The sequence below is a fragment of the Micromonospora lupini genome, assembly GCF_026342015.1.
Taxonomy (GTDB): domain Bacteria; phylum Actinomycetota; class Actinomycetes; order Mycobacteriales; family Micromonosporaceae; genus Micromonospora; species Micromonospora lupini_B.
The window spans coordinates 2,208,587-2,222,691 of sequence record NZ_JAPENL010000002.1 but is presented as its reverse complement, the minus strand read 5'-3'; the positions used below and the strand labels follow the sequence as shown (position 1 = coordinate 2,222,691).

Sequence of the window (14,105 nt, the reverse complement as noted above, 5' to 3'; positions counted from 1 at the left end):
CCTCGGTCAGCTCCGGTGCGCGTCGGCCACCGGATGTTTGCGGCGTTCCAACTCCGCCTCGGCGTGCTCCGACGGGCCGACCTTGTCGTAAAGGCCGGTGCCGAGCAGGATCAGGCCGAACAGCATCGACACGATCACTGTCGACATCGAGAAGTTGAGGAAGTTCGCGTCGGTCTGCAGCACGGACATCATGAGGATGCTTGTCACCAGGAACACCACCCCGGCGGTGAGGTTCATGTAGTGGCCGAGGTTGCTGCGCCGGGACGCTCCGAAGATCAGGACGACTCCGAAGACCACCGAGGCGAGTGAGAAGGCCAGGTTGGTGCGGAGCCCGAGGGCCCAGTGGCTGCCCCGGTCGAAGAGCGGGTCGCCGATCGTCTCGGCGACACCCCAGACGCCGAAGACCAGGATGTACACGCCGATCAGGCCGGAGAGGACCCGGTAGAGCGGCCGTGCCGGATGGTTCACCGGAAAGTGCGGCATACCCAGACCCCCTGATTGACCGTTTCAGGGGAATTGTCGCCCAGGCAAGAGCCAACTGTCCGAAGAACCCCAAAGCCGAAGGGGTCCGCCGGACGGCTGGACCAGGTCAGGTTTTCGCCGGAGCCCGAGCTGCGCAGGGATCACGCCTGACCGCCCGGAGCAGCTCGGGCTCCGGCGAAAACCCACGGCCGCAACCGCAGAAGAAGATCAGAGAACCAGCCGAGCCTTCTGGAAAGCCTCAGCCTCGTCCTCCGTGCCGACCTTGCCGTACATGCCGGCCATGAGCAGCACCAGGGCGGCAGTCATCACGACGATCACGGTGAAGATGCTGAAGTTGAAGTAGTTGGCGTCGGTCCGGATGAAGGCCAGACCGGCCAGGCTGATCACCATCAGGGCGTACGCCAGCCACTGGTTGATCGCCACGTCGATGTTGCGGCCGAGCGCGGTGCCGACAAGCACGACGAGCCCGAGCAGCACGCACAGCAGCGAGAAGCCGAGGTTGGTGCCCTGGCCGAGGACGCGGGTGTCGTCCTGGGCGAGGATCTCGTTGCCGGCGCCCGCGATGATGCCGAGCACGCCGAAGACCACCAGGTACAGACCGGTCAGCCCGCCGATCGCCCGGTAGATCGGCCGCGCGGGGTGGTTGATGGGGGTGTGGGCCATGTCTGGGTCTCCAAGGGTGAGGTGTCGCCGACGATTGTCCCGCATGTGTCGGTGTGACGCCGCACACGGCCCCCGCGCCGGCGTGCCCGGCCCGCTCAGCTCTCGGGCAGGTCCTCGGCGAGGGTCATCCAGGTCTCCTCGATCCGTTCCCGCTCGGCGCGCAGATCCTTGAGCTGGGTGTCCAGCTCGGCGACGCGGGCGTAGTCGGTGGCGTCGGCGGCGAGCTGGTCGAGCAGGGTGACCTCGCGCTGGTCGAGCTTGCCGAGCTGCCGTTCCAGCCGGGTCAGCTCCTTGCGGGCCTGGCGCACCTCGGCGGCGGACATGCCACCCGCGGTGGGCCCGGCCGACGTGACCGACGGGGTGCCGCCGGCCCGGGGGGAGCCCGCTCGCTCGGCGGTCCGGGCGAGGTACTCGTCGACACCACCGGGCAGGTGCACGAGCCGACCGTCGCCGAACATCCCGTACGCCGTGTCGGTCACGCGTTCGATGAGGTAACGGTCGTGACTGGCCACGATGATCGTGCCGGGCCACGAGTCGAGCAGGTCCTCAAGCGACGCGAGGGTGTCGGTGTCCAGGTCGTTTGTGGGCTCGTCGAAGAGCAGCACGTTGGGTTCGCCGGCGAGCAGCCGCAGCATCTGCAACCGGCGACGCTCACCACCGGAGAGGTCGCCGACCGGGGTCCAGAGTCGGCGATCGTCGAAGCCGAACACCTCGGCGAGCTGCGCTGCGGAGACCTCCCGGTCGCCGAGCTGGACCCGGCGGGCGACCTCCTCGACGGCCTCCAGCACCCGCAGGTGCCCGGGCAACTCGGCGAGCTCCTGGGAGAGGAAGGCCGGTCGCACCGTGGAGCCGGTGCCGAGGCGGCCGCCGTCGGGGCGGGTGATGCCGGCGAGCATCCGCAGCAGAGTGGTCTTGCCGGCGCCGTTGGCGCCGAGGATGGCGATCCGGTCACCGGGACCGACAAGCCAGGTGGCGTCGCGCAGGATCTCCTTCGGGCCGGCATGCAGCTCGACGTTCTCCAGCTCGTACACCTGCTTGCCCAGGCGCGACACCGCCATGCGCTGCAACGACATGGTGTCGCGGGCCGGCGGCACGTCGGCGATCAGCGCGTTCGCGGCGTCGATGCGGAACTGGGGCTTGGAGGTGCGGGCGGGCGGGCCGCGCCGCAGCCAGGCGATCTCCTTGCGGAGCAGGTTCTGCCGGCGGGCCTCGGTGGCGGCGGCGACGCGTTCGCGTTCGGCGCGGGCGAGGGTCCAGGCGGCGAAGCCCCCCTCGTACGCGCGGACGGTCTGGTCGGCGACCTCCCAGGTGGTGGTGCAGACCGCGTCCAGGAACCACCGGTCGTGGGTGACCACCACCAGGGAGCCCTTGCGGCCGACGAGGTGCCGGGCGAGCCAGTCGACACCGCCGACGTCGAGATGGTTGGTGGGCTCGTCGAGGATCAGCAGGTCCGAGTCGCGGACGAGCAGCGCGGCGAGCGCCACCCGCCGCCGTTCGCCACCGGACATCGGGCCGACCGGCTGGTCGAGGCCGAGGTGCGGCATGCCGAGGCCGTCGAGGATGTTGCGGACGCCTGCGTCGCCTGCCCACTCGTGCTCGGCGCCCATGCCCTCACCGAGCCAGGCGGTGCCGAGCACGACGTCCCGGACCGTGGCGTCCGGGGCGAGGGTGAGCTGCTGCGGTAGCCAGAGCACGCGCAGGTCGCGGCGGTGGGTGACCCGGCCGTCGTCGGGCTCCTCCTGCTTGGTGAGCAGGCGCAGCAGGGTGGACTTGCCGGCGCCGTTGAGGCCGACCACACCGATCCGGTCGGCGTCGTCCAGGCCGAGCGAGACGTCCGTGAGCAGCCGCCCGGCGGCGCCGTACCCCTTGGACACCCGGTCCAGATTGACGATGTTGGCCACGTTCCACCCTTCAAGATCAAGGCGTCCGGGTGCCGGCGGGCACCTCGGGACGCCTGACTCAAGGGTACGCGGACACCCGGGACGCCCACGCCGCGCGCCCGCGGGCGGGTGGGACGGGCCGGTCAGCCGATGCGGGCGCCGGCGACCGGGCCGTGCGCGACCCGCGCCTCCCGGCACACGCCGGCGCTTGTCAGCTCGGCGGCGATCCGCCCGGCGTCGGCGGCGTCGGCGGCGAGGAAGACGCAGGTCGGGCCGGAGCCGGAGACGATGCCGGTGAGCGCGCCGGCCGCCTCGCCGGCCTTCAGGGTGTCGGCAAGCGCGGGCCGCATGGCAAGCGCGGCGTCCTGTAGGTCGTTGCCGAGGGTACCGGCGAGGACCCGCGGGTCACGCTGACGCAGCGCGCCCAGCAGCGCGTCGGTGCTGCCCAGCGGGGCGCCGGCGGCGCCGGAGTCGCGCAGCCGGTCCAGCTCGCGGTACGCGGCAGGGGTGGACAGGCCGCTGTCGGCGATCGCCACGACCCAGTGCCAGGAGGTGGCCCGGGCCAGCACGGGGCTGACCGCCTCACCCCGGCCGGTGCCCAGCGCGGTGCCGCCGTAGATCAGGAACGGCACGTCGGAGCCCAGGTCGGCGGCGATTCCGGCCAGCTCGTCACGGGACAGCCCGGTGCCCCAGAGGGCGTCGCAGGCCACCAGGGCCGCGGCCGCGTCGGCGCTCCCGCCAGCCAGTCCGCCGGCGAGCGGGATCTGCTTGCGCAGGTGCAGCCGGGCGTGCGGCAGCACGCCCGCGTACCCGGCGAGGGCGTGCGCGGCGCGGATCACCAGGTTGGTGTCGTCGAGCGCCAACTCGCCGGTGCCCTCGCCCTCCATGGTCAGGGCGAGGGTGTCGCCCCGGCGGGCGGTCAGCTCGTCGTAGATCGAGATGGCGTGGTAGACGGTGTTCAGCTCGTGGTAGCCGTCCCTGCGCAGCGGGCCCACCCCGAGGTGCAGGTTGACCTTCGCGGGCACCCGGACCTTCACCGGACCGAGAGCCCCGCGTCGCTCGTCCTCGTCGTCCGGTCGCCAGGCCTCGGTCACGGGGTGATGTCCCGCACGCGCAGGCGGATGTCGAACGGCTTGGCCACGATCAGCTCCTCGGCAGAGTCGGCGGCCAGCTCGTAGCGGCCGTCGACCAGGTCGTACGCGTACACGTGCACCGGATTCTGCTCGATGCGCCAGTAGTGCGGGACCCCGGCGTCGGCGAAGTCGGCAGGCTTCTCCAGCCGGTCCCGACGTCGGGTGCCGGGCGAGACGACCTCGACGGCGAGCACGACCTGCTCAGCCTCGAAGTAGTGATGGTCGGCCGCCACCGGACGCTTCAGCAGGACGACGTCCGGCTCGAGGGAGTTCCGGTAGTTGATCGCCACCCCGACGGCGGTGGCCGGAGTCAGCTCGACCGGCGCGAACTGCCGCAACCACATCCACAACAGGTTGCCGATGTTCTGATGACCAAAGGTCGGGGAGGGGACCACGACGAGGACTCCGTCACGTAGCTCGACGCGGGGGGCGTCGTCGGGCAGGGCCAGCACGTCCTCGATGGTGTGGTTGGCCAGCCGCTGCCGCACGGGATCCGGGGTCCACATCCCGTGGGCGGCGGGCTCGATCGGCTGCGCGGTCACTCGTACACCTCCTCGGCGGGCACGGCGTCAGCCTACGTCGCGGCCCGCGTACCGGCCGGGGCCGACGCGGCGATGGCGGCGAACTGGTCGACGGTGAGTGACTCCCCCCGGGCGCCGGGGTCGACGCCGGCGGCGGTGAGCGCGGCGGCGGCCCGGTCCGGACCACCGGCCCAGCCGGCCAACGCGGCGCGCAGGGTCTTGCGACGCTGCGCGAACGCCGCGTCCACGACGGCGAAGACCCGCTCCCGGGGTACGTCGGCGCGGGGCGGTTCGTGGCAGGTGAAGGCGACCAGACCGGAGTCGACGTTGGGCACCGGCCAGAACACGTTCGGTGGCACCTTGCCGGCGCTCCGGGCGTGGGCGTACCAGGCGAGCTTGACCGACGGGATGCCGTACACCTTGGAGCCGGGACCGGCGACGAGCCGGTCGGCGACCTCCTTCTGCACCATCACCAGGCCGTGCCGCAGGCTGGGCAGCTCGGCGAGGAGGTGCAGCACCACCGGCACCGCCACGTTGTAGGGCAGGTTCGCGACGAGCGCGGTCGGCGGCGGGTCGTCCAGCTCGGCGGCGCGGACGCGCAGCGCGTCGGCGCGGTGCACGGTGAGGCGGGCGGCGTCCGGTCCGGCGTGCCGGGCGGCGGTCTCCGGCAACGCGCCGGCGAGCGTCGGATCGATCTCCACGGCGTGCACGTGCCCGGCGACCGGCAGCAGCCCCAGGGTCAGTGATCCGAGCCCCGGGCCGACCTCCAGGGCCACGTCGTCGGGGGTCAGGCCGGCTGCGGTGACGATCCGGCGCACGGTGTTCGGGTCGTGCACGAAGTTCTGGCCGAGCTTCTTGGTGGGTGCGACGCCCAACCGGGCGGCCAGCTCCCGGATCTCCGCCGGGCCGAGGAGACCGGTCATGGCTGGCAGCGTAGCGGCGTCGCCGGGACCGGCCGCCGGGCCGGGCTCACCACGGCCCGAAGGCCCGATCGCCGGTGGCGGAGATGGCCGCGCACAGCTCGTCGAGGTCGCTGCCGGTGGTCGCGGCGAGGAGACGGACGGTGAGGGGGATGAGGTACGAGGCGTTCGGCCGCCCCCGGTACGGGACCGGAGTGAGGTAGGGAGCGTCGGTCTCCACGAGGATCTGGTCCAGCGGGGTGAGCGCGGCGGCCTCGCGTAGAGCGGTGGCGCTGCCGAAGGTGACCGTGCCGGCGAAGCTGAGCAGGTAGCCCCGGCGCACGCACTCGCGAGCGAACTCGGCGTCACCGGAGAAGCAGTGCAGCACCACCGTGTCCGGTGCGCCCTCGTCGTCCAGGATCCGCAGCACGTCGGCGTGCGCGTCCCGGTCGTGGATGACGAGCGTCCTGCCGTACCGCTTGGCGATGGCGATGTGCGCCCGGAAGCTCGTCTCCTGCGCGGCGCGTCCCTCGTCGCCGGTGCGGAAGAAGTCCATGCCGGTCTCGCCGATCCCCCGGACCCGGTCGCGGGCGGCGAGGGACTCGATCTCCCGCAGGGCCTCGTCGAGGTCAGCCAGCCGGGGCGCCTCGTTGGGGTGCAGCGCCACGGTGGCCAGCACGGCGGGACAGCGGTCGGCGATGTCCGCGCCCCACCGCGAGGAGGTCACGTCCACGCCCACCTGGACCAGCCGGTCCACGCCGACAGTGGCGGCCACCGTGATCGCCGTGGCGACCGGGTCGTCGGACGGCCCGCCGCCGGGCACGCCGGCCTCGCTCACGGTGATGTCCAGGTGGGTGTGGCTGTCCAGCACCGGCCGGGGCAACGGCTCGGGGGCGGGCGGGAACTCTCCGGCCCGCCGGGCGGCACGCTCGCGGCGGGTTTCAGTCGGCTCGCTCATCAGCGACAGCATCACACACCGGGGCCGTCCATCCGCCCGCCACCCGGCGTTCACCTCGACTACGCCGTGCGACTCTACCGTCGCCGGGTGAGTGAGCGCAGCGAGCGAACCATGGGGCACAGCAGCGTGGCGCCTCGCGCCGCGGCCGAGCGCAGCGAGGCGGTGGCGTGAGCGAGCGCAGCGAGCGAACCATGGGGCACAGCAGCGTGGCGCCTCGCGCCGCGGCCGAGCGCAGCGAGGCCGTGGCGTGAGCGTCACACCCCACGCGAGCGATGCCGCCGGCGAACGGACCGGGCTGCGCGTGGCATTCGGCGGCGGCGTCTACCCGGCCGAGGAGATCGCCCGGGGCGCCGCGTACGAGCTGTTCAGCGCCGAGGAGGTGGCCGGCTTCGAGCGGGCGCCGCGTCCGGGCACCGCCCTGCCGTGGCGTCGGTTCGTGCACGTCACCGAGGTGAGCGCGGTGCACGGGGCCGCCGAGCCGGCCGAGGAGCCGGAGACACCGCTGATGATGCCTGCGCACCGGGAGCACGGCTGGTCGCACGTACACCAGCTCAGCCAGCAGCCGTCCGCGGCGGGTGACCCGGTGGTCGCCGCGGTGCGTGCCTCGGCGGTGGTCCGGCGCGGCACCCGGATGGTGAAGGTGCTCTCCGCCCGGCAGCTCGCCGGGTACGTGCGGGGCTGGCTGCCGCACGGCTTCTGCTACCGGGAGCACGACGTGGCGCACCTGCGTACGCCGTCGGCGACCACTGTCCTGCGCACGGACGGCGACGTGGGGCGGGACGGCTCGGACGTGGCGTACGCGCTGCGTTGGCGGGCCGCCGACCCGGGCGACTACGACGTGCCGGTGGGCGAGGCGCACCGGGGCCTGACGATGCTGGCGTCCCGCGACCGGCTGGGCCCTCCGGTGCTGGGCACGGGTTTCGTGCCGAGCAACGGCCAACTCGTGCCCGAGTTCATCACCCGGGACTTCGCCGACCTGCCGATGCCGGCGAACGCGACCCTGCTCGCGTACCCGAGCGAGGGGGTGGAGGTGGTGCTCTACAGCTACCAGGCCGAGCAGCGCGCGTGGCTGCGGATGGTGGGCCCGCAGTGGCGGCATCTGCTGGCCGCGGTGCCGGGCCTCTCCCCCGACCAGGAGTACGTGCCGACCGGCGACGCCCCGCGCTCCACCCAGTTGGTAGGTCTCTACGGCGACACGGAGTACGAGGCGGTGGCCGATCTGCCAGGTGGTTTCCGGGTGCTGGCGATGACCCGGGCGGCCCGCTATCCGGTGGACGCGGTGGCTCGGCGGGTTCGGTTCGCGCAGTGGCGGGGCGTGTCGTGCCTGGTGCTGCGGGAGGAGGCCGGCTGGCTGCGCCTGCGGCTGCGCCACCCGGACCCGGACGCGGTGGTCACCACCGGGGCGCAGTGCCACGACCGGGGCATCTACGAGACGTGGGCGCCGGGCGCCGAGGTGAGCAACGACCAGGTCATGGACACCCGGTACGCGATGTGACGTCCCCCGGCGGCCGGATGCCCTGCCGCCGGGGGGCGTCGTACGCTCAGCCGGCCAGTCGGGCCAGCTCCTCCTCGACGATCGACGGGTCGAGCTTGCGGAACACCGGCTTCGGCGTGGCCAGCGGCGTGCCGGCCTCCAGCGGTACCGACTCCCAGCGCGCGCCCACCGTGTAGTCCCCGGTCAACACCGGGTACGACGGACCGCCGTCCAGGTCGTCGACCTGCTCGATGACAGGCATCGGCGCGTGCACGCCGGTGCGGCCCAGCAGCTCGTGCACCTGCTGCGCGGAGTGCGGCAGGAACGGGGTGAGCAGCGTGTTGGCGTCGCTGATCACCTGGAGGGCGACGTGCAGGATGGTGCCCATCCGGGGCTTGTCTGCCTCGTCCTTGAGCTTCCACGGCGCCTGCTCGGACAGGTATTTGTTGGCCTCGGCGACCACCTTCATGGCCTCGCCGATGGCCTGCTTCTGCCGGTGCCGGCCGATCAGGTCGCCGACCGTGTCGAACCCGGCGCGGGACACCGCGAGCAGCGCCTCGTCGGCCTCGGTGAGGCCGGCCGGGTCGATCGAGGGGATCGCCCCGAAGTTCTTCGCGGCCATCGAGACGCACCTGTTGACCAGGTTGCCCCAGCCGGCGACCAGCTCGTCGTTGTTGCGGCGCAGGAACTCGGCCCAGGTGAAGTCGGTGTCGTTGCTCTCCGGCCCGGCGGCGGCGATGAAGTAGCGCAGCGCGTCGGCGTCGTAGCGCTCCAGGAACTCGCGGACGTAGATGACCACCTTGCGGGACGAGGAGAACTTGCGCCCCTCCATGGTCAGGTATTCGCTGGAAACCACCTCGGTGGGCAGGTTGAGCTGGCCCAGCTCGCCCGGCTCGCCGTCGCGGGAGCCCTCGCCGGAGTATCCGGAGAGCAGCGCCGGCCAGATCACCGAGTGGAAGACGATGTTGTCCTTGCCCATGAAGTAGTAGGACCGGGCGTCCTTGCCCTCCCCGTCGGCGGACCACCACCTGCGCCACGCCTCCGGGTCGCCGGAGCGGCGGGCCCACTCGATCGAGGCGGACAGGTAGCCGATCACCGCGTCGAACCAGACGTAGATCCGCTTGTCGGTGCGGTCCCGCCAGCCGTCCAGCGGGATCGGCACGCCCCACTCCAGGTCGCGCGTGATCGCCCGGGGCTGGAGGTCGTCGAGCAGGTTGCGGGAGAACCGCAGCACGTTGGGCCGCCACCCCTCCCGGGTGTCCAGCCACTGGCGGAGCACGTCGGCCAGGGCGGGCAGGTCCAGGAAGAAGTGCTCGGTCTCGACGAACTTCGGGGTCTCCCCGTTGATCCGCGACTTCGGGTCGATCAGGTCGATCGGGTCGAGCTGGTTGCCGCAGTTGTCGCACTGGTCGCCGCGGGCGCTGTCGTACCCGCAGATCGGGCAGGTGCCCTCGATGTACCGGTCGGGCAGGGTGCGCCCGGTGGACGGCGAGATCGCGCCCATGGTGGTCTTCGGCACGATGTAGCCGTTGCGGTACATCCCCTCGAACAGCTCCTGCACCACCGCGTAGTGGTTGCGGGTGGTGGTGCGGGTGAACAGGTCGTAGGAGAGTCCGAGGCCGTGCAGGTCCTCGACGATCACCCTGTTGTACCTGTCGGCCAGCTCGCGCGGGGTCACCCCGTCGGCGTCGGCCTGCACCTGGATGGGGGTGCCGTGCTCGTCGGTGCCGGAGACCATGAGCACGTCGTGGCCGGCCATCCGCATGTACCGGGCGAAGACGTCGGAGGGAACGCCGAAACCGGAGACGTGGCCGATGTGGCGGGGGCCGTTGGCGTACGGCCAGGCCACTGCCGCGAGAACGTGACTCATGAGCAGCAAGCCTAGTGACCCGCCCGGGGCATCCGCGAACCAATGGGGGTGCCGGGCCGCCGGACCGGACCGACCACCCCGCCCATTGGTCCGATTTGTCGTCGACACGCGGTCCAGCTGCCCGATCAGCCGGCGCCGCCGGTGTGCAATGAACGTCGTGACTGGCAGAGGAGCGGCCCGGGACCACGACGAGCGTCCCACCGGGCCCACGGGCGGCGACGAGCCCGGCCCGGCGTCCGGCGCGCCCCGGGGCGCCGGGGTCGCGCCGCAACCCCGGCTGGTCCCCACCGCCGCACCCGACCGGCCCGGCGACCGGCGGCCCACGCCCTCCGGGCGGGCGGCCGTACCGCGACGGGACGGGACGCCGGAGGTCACCGCCACGCCGGCCCGGCCCACGCCGGCCGCGCCGGCCCCCACCCCGGCGCGGCCCAGCCCGACGGCGCCCGTGCCCAGCCCGGCCCGCCCGAACCCGCCGGGCCCGACGGCCGCCAGGGCCCCCGTCGAGGTGGAGCCGACCACCGGGGCACCTGTGGACGCGGTGCCACGTCGGGTGCCGGTACGCCAGCAGAGCCGTCAGCGGGAGGTCCACCGGGCCGACGGGGACCGGCCACCGGACGACGAGGTCGCGTTCTGGGCGCCGATCGAGGAGGTGCACTGGGACGGCACACCCGTCCGGGAGGACATCGCCCCCCGGCGCCGCGCCCCGGCCAGGGCTCGCCGTTCCACGTCGCGGACGACCGCGTTGCCGGACCCGCTGCCCGGACTGACCGCGCTGGTGGTGCTGAGCCTGGTCGCGGCCTTCTTCGCCTGGGTCAGCGCCGGCCCGTTCTGGCTCGCGGTCGGGCACGCGCGCGACGGCACCGTGGTGATCGACGACTGCACCGGCGGCGGTCTCACCCAGCGGTGCCGAGGCATCTTCACGGCCGACGACGGGCGGTTCCTGGCGCACGGGGTACGCGTCAGCGGCGTACCCGCCGGAGGCAGCGCCCCCGGGACGGCGCTGCCGGCTCGGATGACCGGCCCGGACGGCGGCACCGCATACGCCGACACCGGAGCGGGCCGACACCTGCGGTGGCTGCCCGGGCTGCTGGGGGTGCTCGGCTGCACCGCAGGCATCGTCAGGTGGACGGGGTCCGCCCGACTGCCCGGCCGTCGGCACCGCCGCCTGGCGGTGGCCGCGGCTCTCGCCGGCCCGGCCCTGATCACCCTCGGCTTCCTCGCCGCCGCCTGGTAACTGCCGAGCGGGTCAGCTGTGCACGATCGTGTAGACCTCGCGGCGGCGCAGCGCGAATTCGGTGGCGACGTCGGTGATGGCGTCCCGGCGGGACCGGCCGGCGGCCTCCCGCTCGGCGACTGCCGCGCGCAGGGCGTCGTCGTCGGGGCGTTCCGGGGCGGTCGCCGGTGAGCCGGCCACCACCAGTGTGATCTCCCCGCGCGGATCGCCCTCGGCAGCCCACCGGGCCAGCTCGCCGAGGGGGCGGCGGAGCACCTCCTCGTAGGTCTTGGTGAGTTCCCGGCAGAGCGCGGCCGGCCGGTCCGCACCGAACGTCTCGGCCAGGTCGGCGAGCGCCGCGCCGATCCGGTGCGGCGCCTCGAAGAAGACGAGGGTGCGCTCCTCGGCGGCGAGGGCGCGCAGCCGGGACCGGCGGGCGCTCCCGCTGCGGGGCAGGAACCCCTCGAAGCAGAACCTGTCACAGGGCAGCCCGGAGACGGCGAGGGCGGTGGTCACCGCACTGGGCCCGGGCGCGACGGTGACCGGCGCCCCGACGTCCAGCGCGGCCCGGACCAGCCGGTAACCCGGGTCGGAGACGCTCGGCATGCCGCCGTCGGTCACCAGCGCCACCGCGTACCCGCCGAGGATGACCTCGACCAGTTCGGGCGTACGCCGCTCCTCGTTGCCCTCGAAGTAGGAGACGATCCGGCCTCCGACTGTGATGTCGAGGTCGCGGGCCAGCCGGGTGAGGCGGCGGGTGTCCTCGGCGGCCACCACGTCGGCGCTGGCCAGCACCTCTCGGAACCGGGCCGAGGCGTCGGCGGGGTTGCCGAGCGGGGCACCGAGCAGGATCAGGCGCCCAGCTTCGGACATTTCACCCACGACATCGTCTCCTTCATCGACAGCGAATACCGGTATCAGGGACGACGGGCGCCACAGGACACCCTGGCAGCCTACGATCGCCGGGTGACGAGTGCGTCGACAGCGCAGAGCCCGAGCGCCGACCCGGCTGACACGGTCGAGGTGACAGGCGAGCCCAGTCCTGGCCAGGACCCGACGGCACCGCGTGCCGACGGCGGGGGGGTGTCCGCCGTGGTCCGTCGCCGGTTCGCCACCGTCGACGCCCGGATGGACCCGTTCTCGTGGCTCGCCACCGCCGTGGTGGTGGCGATCGCCGCGATCCTGCGCTTCGTGGGCCTGTCCAGCCCCAAGGGCAAGATCTTCGACGAGACGTACTACGCCAAGGACGCGTACGGGCTGATCAGCCGGGGCGTCGAGTGGAACTACAAGGACAACGTCCCGTCGTACGTGGTGCACCCTCCGCTGGGCAAGTGGCTGATCGGCGTGGGTGAGTGGGCCTTCGGCTATCAGGACGCGGACTCGAAGGTCTCCGTCGGCGGGCACCTGTTCACCACCGCCCCCGAGTTCGGCTGGCGGTTCTCGGCGGCCCTGATCGGCACGCTGTCCGTGCTGCTGCTGGTCCGCATCGGCCGGCGGCTGTTCCGCTCGACGGTGCTCGGCTGCGCGGCCGGCCTGCTGCTCGCGCTCGACGGCTTCCACCTGGTGCTGTCGCGCGCGGCGCTGCTCGACATCTTCCTGCTGTTCTTCGTGCTGGCCGCCTTCGGCGCTCTGGTGCTCGACCGGGACTCCCGACGCCGACGCTGGGCGCGCGCCCTGGACGACGGGCTCGACCCGAGCCTGCCGGGCCGTGCCGGCCGCCCGCCGACCGGCTGGCGCACCTGGCCGTGGTGGCGGCTCGCCGCCGGGGTGCTGATCGGCTGCGCCTGCGCGGTCAAGTGGAGCGGCCTGTACTTCGTGCCGGCCTTCGCGCTGCTCGTGGTTCTCTGGGAGGTCGGCGTCCGCCGCTCGGCTGGCGTCCGCCGGCCCTGGCGCGACACCCTCCTCGACGAGGTGCCCTGGCTGGTGCTGGCCGGCGTGCTGATGGTCGGCACCTACCTCGCCACCTGGTCGGGGTGGCTGCTCAGCGACGACGGCTACTACCGGCTGGCGTCGGCCTACCCGAGCGCCCCGCTCAGCGACACCCCGGTGATCGGTCCGCTGATCAACCTCTTCGAGTACCACCGCGCGGCGTACGGCTTCCACGCGCAGCTCGACGATCCGCACAAGTACCAGTCGTGGCCGTGGCAGTGGCTGCTGCTCGGGCGGCCGGTCGCGTTCCACTGGTCCGGCGACGGCGCCTGCGGCGCACCGACCTGCGCCTCGGAGATCCTTCTGCTCGGCACCCCGCTGCTCTGGTGGTCGTTCCTGCCCGCCCTGGTGGCGCTGGTCTGGCTGGGCGTGGCGCGGCGGGACTGGCGGGCCGGCGCGATCCTGCTCACCGTGGCCGCCGGGCTGCTGCCCTGGTTCTGGTTCGCCCTCGACGGTCGGACGATGTTCTCGTTCTACGTCGCGCCGGCGCTGCCGTTCCTGGTGCTGGCAGTGGTGTACGTGCTCGGTGCGCTCATCGCCCCGGCCGGGGGTGACGTGGGTGAGATGGCGGCCCTGGTGCCCGGCGACGCCGGCTACGAACGCCGGCTGGTGGGCAGCGTCGCGGCCGGGGCGTACGTGCTGCTGGTGGCGCTGTGCTTCGCGTACTTCTACCCGATCTTCGTGGGCCGGCTGATCCCGTACTCGGACTGGCTGTCGCGAATGTGGCTCGACGGCCGCTGGATATAAGCACCGGCAGGCGACGCGCCGCACAGCGCGACGGAAATCGGGCCCGCACGCGTCTCGCGTGCGGGCCCGACCTCTTACACATAGACGCGCGCCCCGATCGCCTGCCACGGGGGAAGCGGGCGATTGGGGCGCGCATCAAGAGCTTAACCACCGCGCACCACCGGCACAACGGGTCGACTTGGGTCAGATTTCCGACGGATACCGGCCGGGCCGATACTTGCCATTCAGCAGTTGACCGAGGGTGACCCGGCGTGGACCCAGCGCCCCGAACGGGCCGTCTCGCCATCGACGAGGGCTGCCGGCCACACGGCCCGACGCACTAGGCTCGCCGTGGT

The 14,105-nt window shown here is 72.9% G+C and carries 12 protein-coding genes; 3 read left to right on the top strand and 9 right to left on the bottom strand.

The genetic code is table 11. The annotated features are described in order from the left end of the window. Positions 1 to 6: 6 nt before the first annotated feature. From OOJ91_RS25205 to OOJ91_RS25175, 7 genes are all read right to left on the bottom strand, one after another. Positions 7 to 483, bottom strand: a complete 477-nt coding sequence (locus tag OOJ91_RS25205; RefSeq protein ID WP_266248735.1) for a DUF4383 domain-containing protein — start codon at positions 481 to 483, stop codon at positions 7 to 9. Between the two features lie 207 nt (positions 484 to 690). Then, positions 691 to 1,146, bottom strand: a complete 456-nt coding sequence (locus tag OOJ91_RS25200; protein ID WP_266248734.1) for a DUF4383 domain-containing protein — start codon at positions 1,144 to 1,146, stop codon at positions 691 to 693. A 95-nt stretch (positions 1,147 to 1,241) separates the two neighbouring features. Then, complete coding sequence (locus OOJ91_RS25195) at positions 1,242 to 3,047, bottom strand: ABC-F family ATP-binding cassette domain-containing protein (RefSeq protein ID WP_266248733.1); 1,806 nt, start codon at positions 3,045 to 3,047, stop codon at positions 1,242 to 1,244. 122 nt (positions 3,048 to 3,169) lie between these two features. Continuing rightward, entirely contained in the window at positions 3,170 to 4,120 is a 951-nt protein-coding gene (locus OOJ91_RS25190; protein WP_266248732.1) for a 4-(cytidine 5'-diphospho)-2-C-methyl-D-erythritol kinase, read from the bottom strand. Next, complete coding sequence (locus tag OOJ91_RS25185) at positions 4,117 to 4,701, bottom strand: Uma2 family endonuclease (RefSeq protein WP_266248730.1); 585 nt, start codon at positions 4,699 to 4,701, stop codon at positions 4,117 to 4,119. Before OOJ91_RS25185 ends, OOJ91_RS25190 begins: the two co-directional genes overlap by 4 nt. A 32-nt stretch (positions 4,702 to 4,733) precedes the next feature. Further along, entirely contained in the window at positions 4,734 to 5,603 is an 870-nt protein-coding gene (rsmA, locus tag OOJ91_RS25180) for a 16S rRNA (adenine(1518)-N(6)/adenine(1519)-N(6))-dimethyltransferase RsmA (protein WP_266248729.1), read from the bottom strand. 46 nt (positions 5,604 to 5,649) lie between these two features. Further along, on the bottom strand, positions 5,650 to 6,549 hold the full coding sequence (locus OOJ91_RS25175) for a TatD family hydrolase (protein ID WP_266248727.1): 900 nt from the start codon (positions 6,547 to 6,549) through the stop codon (positions 5,650 to 5,652). Positions 6,550 to 6,784: 235 nt separating this feature from the next. Here OOJ91_RS25175 and OOJ91_RS25170 point away from each other — a divergent pair, with 235 nt between their 5' ends. Next, positions 6,785 to 8,032 (top strand): hypothetical protein, encoded by a 1,248-nt coding sequence (locus OOJ91_RS25170; RefSeq protein WP_266248725.1) that lies wholly within the window; start codon positions 6,785 to 6,787, stop codon positions 8,030 to 8,032. A gap of 46 nt (positions 8,033 to 8,078) precedes the next feature. Here the strand turns inward: OOJ91_RS25170 and metG are convergent, their stop codons facing one another. Then, positions 8,079 to 9,881, bottom strand: a complete 1,803-nt coding sequence (gene metG, locus OOJ91_RS25165; RefSeq protein ID WP_266248724.1) for a methionine--tRNA ligase — start codon at positions 9,879 to 9,881, stop codon at positions 8,079 to 8,081. A 157-nt stretch (positions 9,882 to 10,038) separates the two neighbouring features. Between metG and OOJ91_RS25160 the strand changes: the two genes are divergently transcribed. Next, positions 10,039 to 11,115 carry a hypothetical protein gene (locus OOJ91_RS25160; RefSeq protein ID WP_266248722.1) on the top strand — a complete coding sequence of 359 codons (1,077 nt, stop codon included), beginning with the start codon at positions 10,039 to 10,041 and terminating at the stop codon, positions 11,113 to 11,115. 12 nt (positions 11,116 to 11,127) lie between these two features. Here the strand turns inward: OOJ91_RS25160 and rsmI are convergent, their stop codons facing one another. After that, the gene (gene rsmI, locus OOJ91_RS25155) at positions 11,128 to 11,967 is read right to left on the bottom strand and encodes a 16S rRNA (cytidine(1402)-2'-O)-methyltransferase (RefSeq protein ID WP_439117104.1); all 840 of its coding nucleotides are present in this window, start codon (positions 11,965 to 11,967) and stop codon (positions 11,128 to 11,130) included. Positions 11,968 to 12,222: 255 nt separating this feature from the next. Here rsmI and OOJ91_RS25150 point away from each other — a divergent pair, with 255 nt between their 5' ends. Next, entirely contained in the window at positions 12,223 to 13,770 is a 1,548-nt protein-coding gene (locus tag OOJ91_RS25150) for a dolichyl-phosphate-mannose--protein mannosyltransferase (RefSeq protein WP_266249841.1), read from the top strand. Positions 13,771 to 14,105: the final 335 nt, after the last annotated feature.